Annotated in this window: 10 protein-coding genes and 1 pseudogene; 6 read left to right on the forward strand and 5 right to left on the reverse strand. The window is 40.8% G+C overall.

Annotation, left to right across the window (positions count from 1 at the left end; all coding sequences use genetic code 11):
• The first annotated feature begins 210 nt into the window (after window positions 1-210).
• The 4 genes from I6E61_RS01655 (at window position 211) to I6E61_RS01670 (ending at window position 4,272) form a co-directional block, all read left to right on the forward strand.
• Window positions 211-1,392, forward strand: a complete 1,182-nt coding sequence (locus I6E61_RS01655) for an NAD(P)/FAD-dependent oxidoreductase (RefSeq protein ID WP_197128868.1) — start codon at window positions 211-213, stop codon at window positions 1,390-1,392.
• Between the two features lie 274 nt (window positions 1,393-1,666).
• Window positions 1,667-1,912 (forward strand): hypothetical protein, encoded by a 246-nt coding sequence (locus I6E61_RS01660; protein ID WP_320158556.1) that lies wholly within the window; start codon window positions 1,667-1,669, stop codon window positions 1,910-1,912.
• Window positions 1,913-2,602: 690 nt separating this feature from the next.
• Window positions 2,603-3,283, forward strand: a complete 681-nt coding sequence (pgsA, locus tag I6E61_RS01665; protein WP_110922213.1) for a CDP-diacylglycerol--glycerol-3-phosphate 3-phosphatidyltransferase — start codon at window positions 2,603-2,605, stop codon at window positions 3,281-3,283.
• Window positions 3,284-3,576: 293 nt separating this feature from the next.
• Window positions 3,577-4,272 (forward strand): hypothetical protein, encoded by a 696-nt coding sequence (locus I6E61_RS01670; RefSeq protein ID WP_265091275.1) that lies wholly within the window; start codon window positions 3,577-3,579, stop codon window positions 4,270-4,272.
• 134 nt (window positions 4,273-4,406) lie between these two features.
• Here the strand turns inward: I6E61_RS01670 and I6E61_RS01675 are convergent, their stop codons facing one another.
• Window positions 4,407-4,901: a pyridoxamine 5'-phosphate oxidase family protein gene (locus I6E61_RS01675; protein WP_197099712.1), complete on the reverse strand. Its 495-nt coding sequence runs from the start codon at window positions 4,899-4,901 to the stop codon at window positions 4,407-4,409.
• Between the two features lie 561 nt (window positions 4,902-5,462).
• On the opposite strand from I6E61_RS01675, the gene purL reads away from it, so the two are divergent.
• The gene (gene purL, locus I6E61_RS01680) at window positions 5,463-9,473 is read left to right on the forward strand and encodes a phosphoribosylformylglycinamidine synthase (protein ID WP_197128874.1); all 4,011 of its coding nucleotides are present in this window, start codon (window positions 5,463-5,465) and stop codon (window positions 9,471-9,473) included.
• 159 nt (window positions 9,474-9,632) lie between these two features.
• On the opposite strand, the pseudogene I6E61_RS01685 reads toward purL, so the two are convergent.
• Window positions 9,633-9,830: pseudogene (locus tag I6E61_RS01685) on the reverse strand (transposase); the annotation flags it as partial.
• Between the two features lie 248 nt (window positions 9,831-10,078).
• Here I6E61_RS01685 and I6E61_RS01690 point away from each other — a divergent pair.
• Window positions 10,079-13,903 (forward strand): DUF4365 domain-containing protein, encoded by a 3,825-nt coding sequence (locus I6E61_RS01690; protein WP_197128876.1) that lies wholly within the window; start codon window positions 10,079-10,081, stop codon window positions 13,901-13,903.
• Here the strand turns inward: I6E61_RS01690 and I6E61_RS14380 are convergent.
• The 3 genes from I6E61_RS14380 to kbl form a co-directional block, all read right to left on the reverse strand.
• Window positions 13,893-14,216, reverse strand: coding sequence for a DinB family protein (locus I6E61_RS14380; RefSeq protein ID WP_369074421.1), 324 nt, complete (start codon window positions 14,214-14,216; stop codon window positions 13,893-13,895). The genes I6E61_RS01690 and I6E61_RS14380 overlap by 11 nt on opposite strands.
• Before the next feature lie 82 nt (window positions 14,217-14,298).
• Window positions 14,299-15,324, reverse strand: a complete 1,026-nt coding sequence (tdh, locus tag I6E61_RS01700; protein ID WP_110921907.1) for an L-threonine 3-dehydrogenase — start codon at window positions 15,322-15,324, stop codon at window positions 14,299-14,301.
• Between the two features lie 77 nt (window positions 15,325-15,401).
• Complete coding sequence (gene kbl, locus I6E61_RS01705; protein WP_197128880.1) at window positions 15,402-16,592, reverse strand: glycine C-acetyltransferase; 1,191 nt, start codon at window positions 16,590-16,592, stop codon at window positions 15,402-15,404.
• Window positions 16,593-16,643 lie beyond the last annotated feature (51 nt).

Genomic DNA, 16,643 nt, shown 5'->3' on the forward strand with positions numbered 1-16,643 from the left:
GAAGTATTACATATAGATCTACACTATCCTCGTTAGGCAATTAAAAAGAAGCCATGTTATAGAAATAGCATGGCTTTTTTACGTAGACGATATTGATATGAATAGATTTTAAAGGTTCAATGCTATTTAGCCGTGCATCGACTAATAACAAACTGTTATTTTTATAAATACTATTTTCTGAACACATACCCTATAAGGCTTATTGTCATTATGACTCATCATCCTTTAAACCGTACCGATACTACTTCACCTAAAATCGCTATCATCGGCGGTGGTTTGACAGGGCTGTTTACTGCCACATTGTTGGAGCGTGCTTTTAGCCAAGATAATGATAAAACACTAGTCCCTAATATTACGATTTTTGAAAAGTCGCGAAGCGTTGGACGTTTAGCTACTCGTTATCGTACCGACAGTCAAACGGGTAAAAACTGGCAATGGGCATTTGGGGCACAGTTTTTTACGGCTAAAACAGCCAGTTTTCAGCAATTCATTGCGCCTTGGCTAGAGACAGATTTACTGCAGCCATGGTGTGCACAAGTAGTCAACCTAATGCCCGCCAACAATAGTATTGAGTCATCCGACATCCACAGCAAAGAGCAATGGAATACCACGCAAGCACGCTATATCAGTACGCCAAAAATGACCAGTTGGGGACGTGAATTAGCTAATGAATTGCAGCACACTACTATAAAGTTTAAAACCCGCGTTGCACCGTTGGCTCAATATGATGGTTCTATAACGGAAAAAGTTGATAAAAAAACGGAGTTATTTGACGATACTGGCGCGAGTCTCGGTTACTTTGATTGGGTGATTTGTACCGCACCTAATGGTCAGGCAGCCGAGCTGATGGCAGATAGCAACTTTGCTGCGCAATCAAGAATTACTGAGCCACAGATGCAGGCGTGTTATACGTTGATGTTGGGGTGGAGTGATATTGCTGCCTTACCAAAAGCGCTAAGTAAAGATGTTCAACCAGAATGGGATGTCGCTTATTTGAGTAACTCCATTCTCGATAGAATATTCATCGAGCATCAAAAACCTGCTCATGATGATCTACTACCCAGTGTTACCATTCATGCCAGCAATCATTGGTCAGAGCAGCATGTCGATGATGATATCGAAACCGTCCAAGCACAATTGCTACAAGCGGCACAGCAAGCATTAAACTGGAATGAAGCAAATGCACCTAGCCAAATAGACAGTCATCGCTGGCGTTATGCGGCAACGGTGATTAATGACAGCGCTGATAAAGAGGCACCAAGCATCTTAGTCGATGAGCCACATCAATGGATTATCAGTGGTGACTGGTGTGCACAGGGTAATATTGAAAGCTGTTATCAAATGGCACAACAGACGGTTGAGGCTATTTATAATCTTCGTAAAGTACTATAAGAGTAAAGGAGTTGCTCATTGACTAGTGAGGTCTCTTGGCAGATTCAAGATATTCAATAGGCATTTAAATGATCTAAACGCATTCGATAGAACTAATAGACCAACTCATGACGAGATGGGTAAAGTCATAAGAGATTGATGAGTGTTTCATTACTAAAATTATGTATATTAAAATTAATCCTTAAATTAAAAATAATGCTATTAAAACCTCTAATAAACAGATATATTTACCTATGGTAATATATGGAATGGTATAAAGCTAGAGGTGAATAAAGTGCTGATAGGAAGTGATTTAACCCGCGTGATGCTCGAAAATGGTTGTCAGGATATATGGTGTGCGGTAGATGATAATAGCGATGAAGATGCTATGAGAGATCAAATCGAGAATGATTTTACAGCGAGAATTGTATCTTATGACAATGAAAAATTCTACTGTACGGCAGGTATGGCATGGTTATGTGCCGTGCCAATCAAAGTGTTGCCGATGACGTTAAGTGATGTGAAATTCGAAATATCGTAATGTATGTTGTATCAGCTCAACAGGTTTATAACCTGTATTAAGAACCCACCGTTAAGTGGGTTTTTTAATTTAGGGCAGAGAAGATTCTGATAGGAATTTTATAACCAAAATGCTCAGATGGTTATAAAAGGGCACTATATGGATATAAACAATAAAAATTTTATTAATAAATAAATGTAGACAAAAAAGAGCCCACAAAGGAGGAACTGTGGGCTGAGGAAAACTGAGCGTGTAGTAATAACTATGATGACTACAAGGGCAGTGATTGGGCGTTGTTGTTATTATAAAATTTCTACTATTGCTCTCTAAGATTAGAGTAGTAGTGGTTAATTCAATAGGCAGATGTAGTTACTTACCTATTTAAGTGTACAAGTGTTTTATTGGAATGACTATCATAGCGTAAACAGTCACAGTTTGGCTGTTTTAGTTACATGATATTACGTTTAAAAAGACATTTAGAAGAGGTATTTGATAGAACATATACGTTAGTATAATGCGAATAAACATGAATGATTTTGTGGTTTTATGCGCATTACTAATAAATAATGTGAATACTTCATAGTTATATGATGATTACGGATGGATTTTAATATAATTGGTAACTTAGTAGCTAAAGAGATGGCATGACGACTTGCCCGAAAAATGCTAAGCTATCTGCCATTATTATGTCTATATGAAACTGGGTTTGCCATGACTGAAAATACGCATTTGCATACGCAGGAGCCATCAAGTACGCAAAATACCAAGAGTATTTTTAACTTGCCCAATAATCTGACTATTGCGCGAATATTAATGATTCCGCTATTTGTCGCCATTGCTTATTGGCCACCTTCCATGGGCATCGGTATGCCAGCCATCTCAGATAATGTGATTGCGCGAGTAGGCATGAGTGAGTTTAGCGATAGCTTGGTACGTCATTTATTATTGACGGGCGTTTTTATTATCGCTGCGATTACCGATTGGTTAGATGGCTATTTTGCGCGTAAGCTCAATGTGATGTCAGCCTTTGGACGGTTTTTGGATCCCGTCGCTGATAAACTGATGGTCGCGGTAGCGCTTATCATCTTAGTACAGTGGCATCCCAATATCATAATGGCGATCGCTGCCATCGTGATTATCTCGCGTGAAATCGCGGTATCTGCGTTGCGTGAGTGGATGGCAGAGTTGGGTAAAAGTACCAGTGTGGCTGTGTCTTATGTGGGTAAGCTTAAGACAACATTCCAGATGGTGGCAATTACCGTGCTATTGCTCAATTGGGAATCACTTGAAACCATTGGCTATGTATTGATGGTAGCAGCTGTTGTTCTGACCTTATGGTCGATGATGATTTATCTAAGAGCTGCTTGGCCATATCTCAAGCAGAGTGGTTAAGCCATACTATTGATTGTAGTATCATAAAATTTAGATAAAAACGCCAGTTGCATTAGCCACTGGCGTTTTTTGTTGTCTAGTATTCGCTTATGGGGCGATTGATTTATTTTACTCTTTGATTGTACATACTGTTGATATATACTCAAAATTAGTAAACAAAATACAAGAGAATTGGCCGAAGTATGATGAGAGGTCATTCAAATAAGGAAATAGGCATGACATCACATCAGAAAAAGTCGGGCGCTGCCGTATTACTATTGGCATTATTGACAGGGTGCTCTTCGGGCTCAAATATGCAAGAGCAGTCCACTTCAACCATTCAGCAAGAAAAATCCATTCAAACAGACTCTGTTGCAGAACGTTCTACTCAGGATGCTGCTGAATCAGAACGCTTAGGTACCAAATGGGGCGATGATGTTAACTCAGAGGTCACTACTGTTGATTTGCGCCGTACCAATCCTGAGCCTATTGAGCAAATGCAGGTTCGTTATGCAGACAAATCCTATACTGGCCGTGCTGTAAATAGCATGTCATTACTGGCTGGTAAGGTGGAGTTTTCGGCGGCAACCGATGCTGGAAAATTATCGCTCTATCGTAATGCTGGCAACTACTACCTTCAAGGTCAGGCGGGTCAGGCCTATCGTTTGGTATATCATAACAACAGTGCCAACACTTATGAAATCGTTGCCAGTGTCGATGGTCTAAATGTACTGGATGGCAGTGCTGCCAGTCGTTATGACAGTGGATATGTATTAGAGCCAAATGACGATTTGGTGATTGAGGGCTTCCGTAAGAGTCAGAGTTCAGTGGCATCCTTTATTTTTAGCAAGCCAGAGAGTGCCTATGCTGCCAATACCAGCTCGGGCTCTATCAGTAATACGGGTGTAATTGGGACGGCCATTTATGAGTTGTATGATCCTACTAAGCCAAAGCCTCAACAGCCACAAGCCTATCCAGCTGACAATGGCTATGCAAAACCGCCGCAATAATTATAGCTTTTATTTTACTGTGAAATAAGAGACAAACTACCAAACATAAAAAACGCCAGTCGCATTAGCCACTGGCGTTTTTGTATTCTGCTATTTTGCTTTTAAATAACGGTTTCTTATAACGTTACTAACTTTTATAAAGTCACAGAGTTGTTTTCACCCAAATTAGTCGCTTTTTTACCATCCATTACCGCAGCGGTGGTCATCTTGAACATGTTAACCACTGAGCTACCGCTTAGCCAGTATTCTGCACCATGTGGTACGACTTTAATTAATTGTATATTTGGATCTTCTTTACCTTGCTCATAAAACGCATTGTAGATCGGTGACCACAGCTCATCTAGCTTTTCTTGGTCTTCGACCAATTCTGCCTTACCGTTGATAGAGACATAATTTTTGGCATCTTGACTGACGTAGGCCAAGTTGACTTGCGGATTTCTTTCGATATCTTTAACCGTTTCAGTGGTCTTATCACCGATGAACCAAATTTCTTTTGCGCCAATACTTGTCTCACTGGTAGTCATTGGGCAAGCATGTAGGTGGTCTTCGTGAGTGCGGGTGGTCATCATGGCAAATTTAATGTCTTTTACCAGTTCTTGCACTTTATCGATATGGTCTTGTCTACTCATAGTAAATTTCCTTTTCTTTATAGTATTCAGTTAATAGTTATGAAGTTTTTGTTAGGTAAATTTTTATTTATTAATTTTTAGCTTTTTGACAATTCGTATTTAGAATACCGACAACCAGTAGTCTATTTATATAGGTTGCCAGTAATACGATGTGAGAGTTTGTAAGGAGTATAAGGGTTAAGTAAAAATTGTGACGTTATACTCATTTCACTACAAGAGTGTTACTGCGTTAACTTCGCTTGAGGTATTTAATGTACAGCTACACTCAGTTGCCTTTCACTACTTTTAAATTGAATCGACTGTATGCGCCCACCCAAGTTTGCTGCTCTGAAAAAACGGTATGCAATATGATGTCTAAGATAGAAGCTTATAGAGTAGATCAGGGAGAAGGTCAAAGGGAAGAACAAGGCAATTATTTGCTAACCGTTTGTGAGTTCAATAAATGTGCTTTTCGGCAATTTATCTTGGTTTAGACCTGCTTATTACAGGGCTTCTTGTTATAATACGCAGACCATTTACTTAGCATGGCAGAGATGCCTTGATCTTACGGATTATGCCTTTATGATGACCATCGCCGGACAACCGTTTCTTACCGATTTTCAGACGCAGCAACTCATCAGTCAGTTTCAGCAAAAAACCGAGCTCAATGTCAGTCAAATAAGTACCCAGCAAGTGTATGTGCTATCACGCAAGCTCGAAGGTGATGAACATAAAAAGGCGTTAGACCTACTCGCTGTTGACAGTGCGACAGTGCTCGCCGACCCACAGGACCATCAATTACAAGTCATCGTTGGTCCACGTTTTGGCACGATTTCGCCATGGGCAAGTAAAGCGACTGATATTTTTAATAACTGTGAAATTGAAATCAATCGTGTTGAGCGTGTGGTTGTTTATACATTAACAATTGATAGTGAAGCAGGCGAAAAACTACCAGTAGACGCTGAGCAGTTGTTGTTTGACCGTATGACGCAGAGCTTGGTCTATGATTTGAACGATTTGAACAAATTGTTTGATGATGAGCAACCAGCATCATTGAATCATATTGATGTCATCGGACAAGGTCAGTCAGCATTAGAGTCTGCCAATACCCAGTTTGGCTTTGCGTTATCAAGTGAAGACATTGATTATTTGATGAATGCGTATGTCAATGAGCTAAAGCGCAATCCAACTGACGTTGAGCTGATGATGTTTGCACAGGCCAACTCAGAGCATTGCCGTCATAAGATTTTTAACGCTGAGTGGACAGTTGATGGTGCAGTACAGCCAAAGTCACTGTTCCAAATGATTAAAAATACCTACCAGTCGAACCCACAAGGTATCTTGTCTGCCTATAAAGACAACGCTGCTGTGATGGCAGGGTCTGACGGTATGCGCTTTTACCCAATTCCAACTGATGCGATGGATGCAAACTCTGCCCATCCTTATGACTTCCATCAAGAAGCAATCGACATTCTGATGAAAGTCGAAACGCATAACCATCCAACGGCGATCGCCCCGTATGCGGGTGCAGCGACGGGTGCTGGTGGTGAGATTCGTGATGAAGGCGCAACAGGTCGTGGCGGTAAGCCAAAAGCAGGTCTAACAGGCTTTCACGTATCACACCTACATATCCCAGAGCTCGCTGAGAAATGGGAGCAGTCAGGTCAATTGAGTACTCAGGCTTATGGCACGCCAGATCGTATGGCAACCAGTCTTGAGATCATGACTGAAGCACCACTCGGTTCAGCCAACTTCTCAAACGAGTTTGGTCGTCCTAACCTATGCGGTTATTTCCGTAGTTTCCAGTTGGATACGTCAGCGGCAAAAGACGGCAGCGAGATGCGCGGCTATCACAAGCCAATCATGCTGGCAGGTGGTTACGGCAATATCAAACGCAACCTCATTGAAAAAAACGCCATTCAACAAGGTGATTTATTAATCGTCCTTGGTGGCCCTGCCATGCAGATTGGTCTGGGCGGTGGAGCGGCATCTTCAGTCGATAGTGGTTCACTCGATGAAGGCTTAGATTTTGCCTCAGTTCAGCGTGACAATGCTGAAATGGAGCGTCGTTGCCAAGAAGTGATGGATCGCTGCTGGGCACTAGCCGGTAATGATGTCGATGCGAGCAACAATGGCAAAGACGGCAACCCTATCGTGTCATTGCATGATGTGGGCGCGGGCGGTATCTCTAATGCAATGCCAGAGTTGGTCAATGACCACGAGATGGGCGCGGTACTAAACCTGCGTAAAATCCCATCGTTAGAAGCTGGCATGTCACCAATGGCCATCTGGTCAAACGAAGCGCAAGAGCGTTATGTCCTCGCGATTCGCCCAGAAAGCGAAGCCCAATTCAATGCGATCTGTGCGCGTGAGCGTTGCCCGTATGCCATCTTGGGATCAGCCACGGATGTGCGTCAGCTAGTCGTTGATGATACATTGCTCGCTGAGCAGCCTGTCGATATGCCGATGCAAGTACTGCTCGGTGGCACACCAAAGATGAAGCGTAGCTTTGAGCGTTCTGAGAGCACGTTGCCAGCACTAGAGCTTGGCGATGTTAATTTAGCCGAGTCTATTACTGATGTATTACGTCACCCAACGGTCGCTAGCAAGTCATTCTTGATCAGCATTGGTGACCGCTCTATCACTGGTATGGTCGTGCGTGATCAGTATGTTGGTCGCTATCAAGTGCCTGTATCGGATTGTGCAGTGACGGCATCAGGTTTGATCGCGCTAGATGGTCAGGTGATGAGCGGTGAAGCGATGAGTATCGGTGAGCGTACACCAGTTGCGCTAATCAGCCCACAAGCGTCAGCACGACTTGCAATTGGCGAAGCGATTACCAACATCGCTGGTGCGCGCATTGCTCAGTTGTCTGATATCACAATGTCAGCGAACTGGATGGCTGCCTGTGGTGATGATGCGGAAGATGCCGCATTATTCGACGCGGTCTATACAGTCGGTGAAGAGCTGTGCCCAGCACTCGGTATCGCGATTCCAGTCGGTAAAGATTCGCTATCTATGCGTGCTAACTGGACAGACAGCAGTGACGCAGGTGAGACGGATAAATCAGTCGTTTCACCAATGAGCTTGGTGATTACTGCCTTTGCTCCTGTGGTTGATGTGGCAAAAACGCTAACCCCTGAGCTAATCAATGGCGACAGCGCGTTCTACCGTATTGATTTGTCTAAAGGCAAATTGCGTCTAGGCGGTTCAATCCTTGCGCAAACGCTTAGCCAATTGGGTAACGATTGCCCAGATTTGGCTCAGCCAAGCGACTTGGTCGACTTCTTTAACTTTGTCCAAGCGGGCAATGCACAAGGCGTCATCAGCGCGTATCACGATATCGGTGATGGCGGTCTACTAGCGACCATCGCTGAGATGCAGTTCACTAGCCGTCAAGGTATCAAGCTGTCATTGACCGATGATAACTTACTCGGTCAACTGTTCAGTGAAGAGCTGGGCGCAGTCATCCAAGTATTGCCAGAAAACGTCGCGGCTTTAATGCAATTGGCAGAAGAGTTTAACGTTGCTGATATGCTGAGCCTCGTCGGTCAAAGCTCGGAAGAAGATAGTCTGCTTATCCAAACGCCAACGCTCATGGGTGAAGAAACCTTACGCTTTAGCCGTACTGAATTACAGCAAGCGTGGACTCAGGTCAGCTATCAAATCGCTCGTCGCCGTGATAATCCAGCATGCGTACAGCAAGAGTATGACTTGATTGCTGATGCTAGCCATAAAGGCCTCATCGCTGCGCCGAACTTTGATCTAAATCAGAAAGTTGAAGAGCCATATGTAAACAGTCGTGCCGATTCTGATAACAGCAAACCAAGAGTCGCTATCTTGCGCGAGCAAGGCGTCAACGGTCAGACAGAAATGGCAGCAGGCTTTACCCAAGCAGGCTTTGAAGCGGTTGATGTACACATGAGCGATCTACTCAGTGGTCGTATCAATCTACGTGACTTCGACGGTCTGGTTGCTTGTGGTGGCTTTAGTTATGGTGACGTACTCGGCGCTGGCTCTGGCTGGGCGAACTCTATCTTGTTCCATGACGAGCTACGCATGCAGTTTGTCCGCTTCTTTGCCCGTCCTGATACCTTCTCACTAGGTGTCTGTAACGGTTGTCAGATGATGGCTCAGTTAAAAGACCTTATCCCAGGTGCAGACAATTTCCCACGCTTCATCGCTAACAAATCAGCTCGTTTTGAAGCGCGTACGGTCAACGTAAAAGTCGAGCGTACCAAGTCTATCCTGTTCAAAGGCATGCAAGACAGCATCTTGCCAATCGCTGTGGCGCATGGTGAAGGCTATGCCACACTAGACAATACCCAAATCGACGGTATGGCAAAACACGGTCAGCTTGCGATGCGTTATGTCGATAGCCAAGGTCATCCAACTGAGACGTATCCGCTCAATCCAAACGGTTCGGTCGGCGGTGTCACAGGTCTGTGTAGCACTGATGGTCGTGTGACGATTATGATGCCACATCCTGAGCGTAACCTAAAAGCCTACAACCACAGCTGGAAACCAGAAGAGTGGGATGAGGACGGTGCGTGGATGCGTATGTTCCGTAACGCCCGTGCTTGGTTTAGATAGGCTAAGTTGGTTTAGAGTATTGTTGCAAATATAAAAAAGGTGAGCGTAATGCTCACCTTTTTTGTGTCTGGAATTTCTGATATTTTTAAAGATAAAAATTTTGACCTGATATATGAATGTTATCTGTTAATCTAAGCCATTAATCACTAGGGCGTGTCTTCAATTCAGCTGACAATGAACGATAGTACACGCCAGATAAAGCATTGACTTAAAGTTACGAGCTAACTTTTCATAGCGAGTGGCGATACTACGAAAGTGTTTGAGCCTTGCAAACATACTCTCTACCAAATGGCGCAGTTTGTATAAGTAGCTATCGAATTCTGGATTAGGCGCTTTAGCATTGCTCCTTTTGGGAATTATAGGAATCATGTCATGCATACAAGCTTTAATAGACGCGGTATTGTAACTATTATTTATGGCTTATCCAATTGAAGATATGCCCTAATCAGGGAGTTGTTATAGGTTTAACAATTGATGTACAGTAAGTTTTAGTTGCAAACTTATCCATCTGATAATCATATTTATAAATAAGCCATTATTAATATATTTTTGCAACAAAGCTGGTTATAGATAACCTTTATTCTACAAATATTTAGGATGTGAATATGACAAATTTGCCTGAAGAAGGTGATAGCCAAAGAATTGGACGACTAGCGAAAAAAGCTTTGACTAATCATATGCCACTTGATTGGATAGAGAAAGAACAAGATGGTGATTCAGACTATGGAATTGACTACTTGATACAGTTGAAAAATGACAGTAGTCAAGTCGAGTTTAGCTTCTATCTACAGCTCAAAGGTACTATGTCGCCAACATATAATAAAACTCATACATCCATCTCTTACGATTTCAAAACCACTACATTAGCATATTATCACCGACAAGAACCTCTTGTAATGGTAGCGGTTGTAGATATTCGAGATGAGAAAAAGTTTTATGAGTGTCCTATTTATTATTTTTGGCTTGATGAGAAATGGTTTGATGAAAATGCTAAAAAGTTGGATAGTCAAAAAACTATTTCGATAAACATTCCTACTACAAACCTGCTAAATCAGGATTTAGATATATATAGTTTTTATGCGAATAGATTTCAAGAAAAGCTAGCATTCTCCGAGATTAGAAAAGGTATTAACGGATTAGAAAGATCTGTATTGGATACTTTGAGTCTAATCGCAAAAAATATCGATGAAAAGCCTATTTTTTTAAAATCGATTGAACTGAAAAATGAAGCCCCTTGGATTGATAATCCTAAGGATGAATTTTCAACTGATTTAAAGGTGTGTTCAGATTATTTATCAAATAATCGCATACAGGCTGCAAAAGTAGTATTAGACAAACTAAATACTAAAAAAGATAACTTTAATACCCATGAAATGGCAGAGTTTTACTATCAAAAAGGTAATATTCTGTCTCATGAAGGATTTCGTGATGATGCGGAAAAATACTTTAAGTTAGCACAAGAGAAGAGTTGCAAAGATCGATATCGTTTGGCGTACTTAGAGTCAAAATTTAAACTACACTCAACACTTTCACCAGATGAGCTCGAAGAATCACTTGACACACTAGGGAGTAGTAGTCTTCCAGAATGTGCACTAAAAGCTAAAATTTTAGCAATGCTTAAGAGACCTACAGAGGCTCTTCAACTGCTAAAACAACATTACCCCACTGAAACTACGATACAAATGGTTATATGTACTATAGGATATCTTCATGAAGAACTAGATTTCATCATTGAAGAAAATTTAGGTCATGAATTTGAGGATGATAGAAAAACCTATATTTTTAATGCACTAGCTGCTAGAAGATTCTTCCAGAAATCTTCAAATGATGTGGGAATATCTGGAGAGATTCTTCCTATTGAGGGGAGACCTGATTACGATCTAGAAGGCATGAAGCAAGCATTTAGTTCATTACAGAAAGCATGGGTTGCAGCTAAAAAGCTAGGATATCCAAATGATATCACTGTGCTTATAGATATCAGTGCATTAATTTACGGATATTTTAACAAATTAGAAGAGCTTACCTGTTATTTTGATGAAATTTTAAGTGAAAGAACCTCACATTCAGAATTTATACGATCATATGTTCGTATATTATTTAATTGTGGGCAATATACAAAAGTGATCGAATTACTTGAAAAGCTAGAATTACTAGATAGTGATGAATGTGGTATACATATCCTCTCATATTATAACTTAAATAAATCTAAATTATGTTTATCGTTAATTCAAAAATATGAAAGTATTTTATTGAGTTCTTCTAGAGAAAATATTCCTGCTATCTTTTGTATTGGGGCTGAAATCGCTGACTCAATGTTCGACAAAATATTATCTGATCGATATGAGGAAATTGTAAAGTCGCTCCCAGACGGTGAAGCATTCATTGCGATTCAAGATTTTGTCAATAAGTCTAACCAAGATAAAAGTAGACATAAGGAGTTTACCCAAAACTTATATCAAAAGTATATAGATTTAGATAAGCCTTTAGTTATTGCTGTACAACTGATTAAATATTTAAATCCTCGGGACAGTATGACTGCTAATCAATTAATTGAGTTAGCAGAGAGTATATTAGAAACAAGAGAGTTGAGTAAAAATAGATATTTAGACCTAGCCCAAGCTTTTATCACTACAGAGCGCTGGGCTGATGCAGAAAGATTAGCAGAAAAAAATATTGCTAAAGGCGTAGCTGCTTCAAAATGGAAACTGGTACAAGCGGCAGCTTTACAAAATCAAGGTAAGGTTGGAGTTGCCTATCAGATTATTGCAGATGTAATTAAGTTAGAAGACATAGGAAAGCAAGAAAAAGATTTTTTTATCAATCTCTCTCTTTCATTAGGCTTAATTGATAATGTAGTCGAACTGCTTGAAGAGAATTTAGCAAATTCGTCTAATATAGAAGATAAAATCTTTATTATTAGACAACTTATTAGTATTTATCCGAATAGAGCTGAACATGCGGAAAAAACAAAGACTGCGGTTTTAAGATATGGAACACTTGTAGATCAAAATAACTGTGATCAGGAAGGTGATTATTTACAGTTGTGCATGCTTCTATGCCCATTTGAAAATGACAAACAGTTTACAGATTATACAGAAAGACAAAATGAATATACCAAAAAATTTCCTAACTCTAAAGTTTTTAAGGTAGGGAATATCAATATAGATGAAGGTGCTGAAGGATTATTAGAATCTTTGAGAGATATGGCAGGCATTACTCCAGAACAGATTGAATTATGGGAAAGTAACAAGCAAAAGCTTAGGAGTGGTGAATTACCTATACCTTTTTTTATGAGAGGATTATGTTTACAGGATACTAGAGATATTTTTACTACTTGGTTTTTATCGAAATTTTCTACAGATCAAGAGTTAGAATTTAAAATTATACATTCTCCTCAGTTAAATAAAAATGATTTTAAAGACCTTATAGATACGTCTGATGTTTTGTTAATAGAGGAAACTTCAATACTGGTTCTTAATGAATTAGAGGTTCTTGATAGCTTTTTGGAGTCCTTACCAAGATTTTCTATATTGGAAACGTTCTTTAAAAAAATTAACCTTACAGCTCATACTCTACTTTCCCCTTATAATAATATTGCAGAAGAAATTTTAAAAGCTATACAGGATAATCTGACTAAGTTGGATTTGATACACATAGATGAGGAAGGTTTATTACAGTATGACCAGCCGTTAAAGAATAAAAAAGGACTTTTAATTACTGACGATTTATACCTAAAGAGATGGATTTCTGTAGAAAATCATAATACTCAGCAGACTGGTAATATATTTAATGTCTTAGAGTATTTATATGATAAAGGTGTGTTAGACAAGAGTGTTTTACAAGAAAAAATAGTTAGTGCCAGTAAATTAGGTATTGTAGATTTAAATATGAGATTAGATTTTTTAGGTGATTCAATAGATTACTTTTTGGCAAGACCGGAAATTCTAGATTATAAAGATACAGATTTTCAATATATTTTTGACAAGATAATGCTGTTTCATACAGATTTCAAAATAAAATATAAGTTATTTTTAGATATTTTCCTTTATGTTGATGTGCAGAAAATTAGTCCACAGACTTTACTAACTCTAGTCTATAAACTCATTGAGAGTGAAGATAGTTACGAACCGCAGGCAGTTATTACGACGTGGTTAATCCACTCTGGGCTTGGAAGGAAATGTGAGAAAGGCATGGAAAATAACTTTAGTACTGAACATTTAATCTTGTGGAATAAATATACATCAGTTATGGGAATATTAGATTCTGAAAGTTCTTCAATTATATCTTTATTAGAGAAGGTGGTATCTGTAATACTGAAATTAGAACCAGAAATTAAAAGTATAGCGTTTAACAACTTAAAAAGTGGATTTTCTTCAGATTCAATAGAATATAGTAACTTAAAAAGATTAGATCGTTTTTTCAATCTATAAAGGTTGTGACTTGACCACGATGATGGGTTTGATGATTAAAAAAATGCTGTGGAAGCATCCAAAAGGATTTACTAAATATCTTATTTTTGGTGTTTCGGTAGCTTAGATTCTTTAAATAGTCGCTTTCGTCTGATTCCTCAATAAACCTGATGATCATCTGATCTAGGTTTTGTCTATTTGCGCTAAAGTCCTGCTTATCATCATATAAAATTTGATTGAGCGTGGCAGGTGCTGGGAAGTCTTTGAGTGATGTCAACGCCTCAAATCCTGATGGGTAACTGGGGTGTTGGTTGAGGTGACTTACCCAAAACAAACGGCACTGAAATCAGTGCCGTTTTATAAGTCATGTGAGGGTAAAAGCTAGCTACGATTCCTCAAATGCTGAATCGCTAAAATCAATCCCAGCTTAAAATCACCTTACCGCATTGTCCACTTTCCATGATATCAAAGCCTTCTTGAAAGTCATCAATGTGCATGCGATGGGTAATGATAGGCGACAGATCAATACCGCTAATCAGCATTTGCTCCATCTGATACCACGTCTCCCACATCTCACGGCCATAGATACCTTTTAGGGTTAACGCCTTAAAAATAATCTTGCTCCAATCCACCGTAGTAGTGTTAGGCAAAATGCCCAAGAGCGCAATTTTAGAGCCGTTATACATATTACTAATCATCGAATCAAAGGCCTGAGGCGAGCCTGACATCTCAAGCCCAATATCAAAGCCGTGCATTTTTAACTCAGCGATGGCGCCTTCGATGGTTTCACCTTTGGCTGGGTTGATGGTCATCGTCGCGCCCATTTTTTTGGCAAGCGCCAAGCGATAATCACTGATATCGCTGACCACAATATTACGTGCCCCTGCGAAGCGGCAAATCGCTGTCGCCATGGAACCAATCAGCCCCGCACCCGTAATCAGTACATCTTCACCGAGGACAGGAAATGAAAGGGCGGTATGAGTGGCATTGCCAAAGGGATCCATGATGGCTGCCATCTCATCGCTGATACGCTCATCGAGTTTGATGACATTATCAGCAGGTATCACCAAATATTCGGCAAATGCGCCATCGCGGTCGACGCCCACGCCGATGGTGTTTTCACACACATGCAGCTTACCACGGCGGCAGTTACGGCAATGCCCGCAAGCGATATGTCCTTCGCCTGTGACTCGGTCACCCACTTCAAAATGCTTCACACCATCGCCCATTTCGCTAATGATACCGACGTATTCGTGTCCGATGATCATCGGCGTCTTGATGGTTCTTTCTGACCACTCATCCCACTTATAAATGTGCAAATCTGTCCCGCAAATGGCGGTTTTTTTAATTTTAATTTTAACGTCATTGATGCCAACAGTAGGTTCTGGCATGTCTTGCATCCAGATGCCTTTTTTGGCATGGGCTTTAACCAGTGCTTTCATACTTTTCTCTTATTTAACGGTGTTGTACTTAATGGTTGAATCTAGCGAGTGAATACCGAACAAATACCGAACGACGCTTAATCAATCACTTTCATTTGCTTAGCAACTTTGATAAAAGCGGCGATACACTGGTCGAGCTGCTCGCGGGTATGGGCGGCAGAGAGCTGGACACGGATGCGAGCCTCGTCTTTGGGTACGACAGGGTAGAAGAAGCCAATCACATAAATGCCTTCTTTTAACAGCTCATCCGCCATTTGCTGAGAGACATTGGCGTCATAAAGCATCACTGCACAAATGGCTGATGCGGTGGGCTTGATATCGAAGCCCGCATCTTGCATTTTCTTCACAAAATAGGCGGTATTTTCATGCAATTTATCTTGTAGGGTATTGTCTTGCGATAGCATTTCAAACGCTTTTACCCCAGCGGCAGCTACCATAGGAGGAATAGAGTTTGAAAACAGATACGGGCGTGAGCGTTGACGCAGCATCTCAACGATTTCTTTTTTACCCGTGGTAAAGCCGCCAATAGCACCGCCAAATGCCTTGCCCAAGGTACCAGTGATCAGCTCAATATCACCACGTAGATCAAACAATTCAGTCACGCCGCCACCAGTGTGACCGACCACGCCTGCTGAATGCGACTCGTCAATCATCACCATGGCATCATATTTTTGTGCCAACGCATAAATCTCATCCATTGGCGCGACATTACCATCCATTGAAAACACACCATCGGTGACAATCAAACGAAAACGCTGTGCTTGCGCCGCTTGCAATTGAGTTTCTAAATCTTGCATATCTGCATTGGCATAGCGATAACGCGCGGCTTTACATAGGCGCACACCATCAATGATTGAGGCATGATTTAACGAATCAGAAATAATGGCATCGTCAGCGGTCAGTAGTGGCTCAAAAGCACCACCATTGGCATCGAAACAGGCCGCATAAAGAATCGTATCTTCAGTATTAAAAAACTTAGAAATTGCCGCTTCTAATTGCTTATGCAAATCTTGCGTCCCACAGATAAAACGCACAGATGACATGCCATAACCTGAGTCTTCGATGGCTTTGATCGCCGCCTTTTTAATCTCAGGATGGTCAGACAGTCCAAGGTAGTTATTGGCACAGAAGTTAAGCATCTCACGACCATCGGCGATCTTGATTAGCGCATCTTGCGGAGAGGTGATAACGCGCTCGTTTTTATACAGGCCTGCTGCGCGTATGTCACTGATTTCTTGTTGTAGGTGCTTCTGAAAGTCTTGATACATAAAGATTCCTTTTTTTAATATTATTAGCGTTTGTATTGATAATGCAGATAT

This window comes from Psychrobacter sp. NZS113, assembly GCF_015864825.1.
Classification (GTDB): domain Bacteria; phylum Pseudomonadota; class Gammaproteobacteria; order Pseudomonadales; family Moraxellaceae; genus Psychrobacter.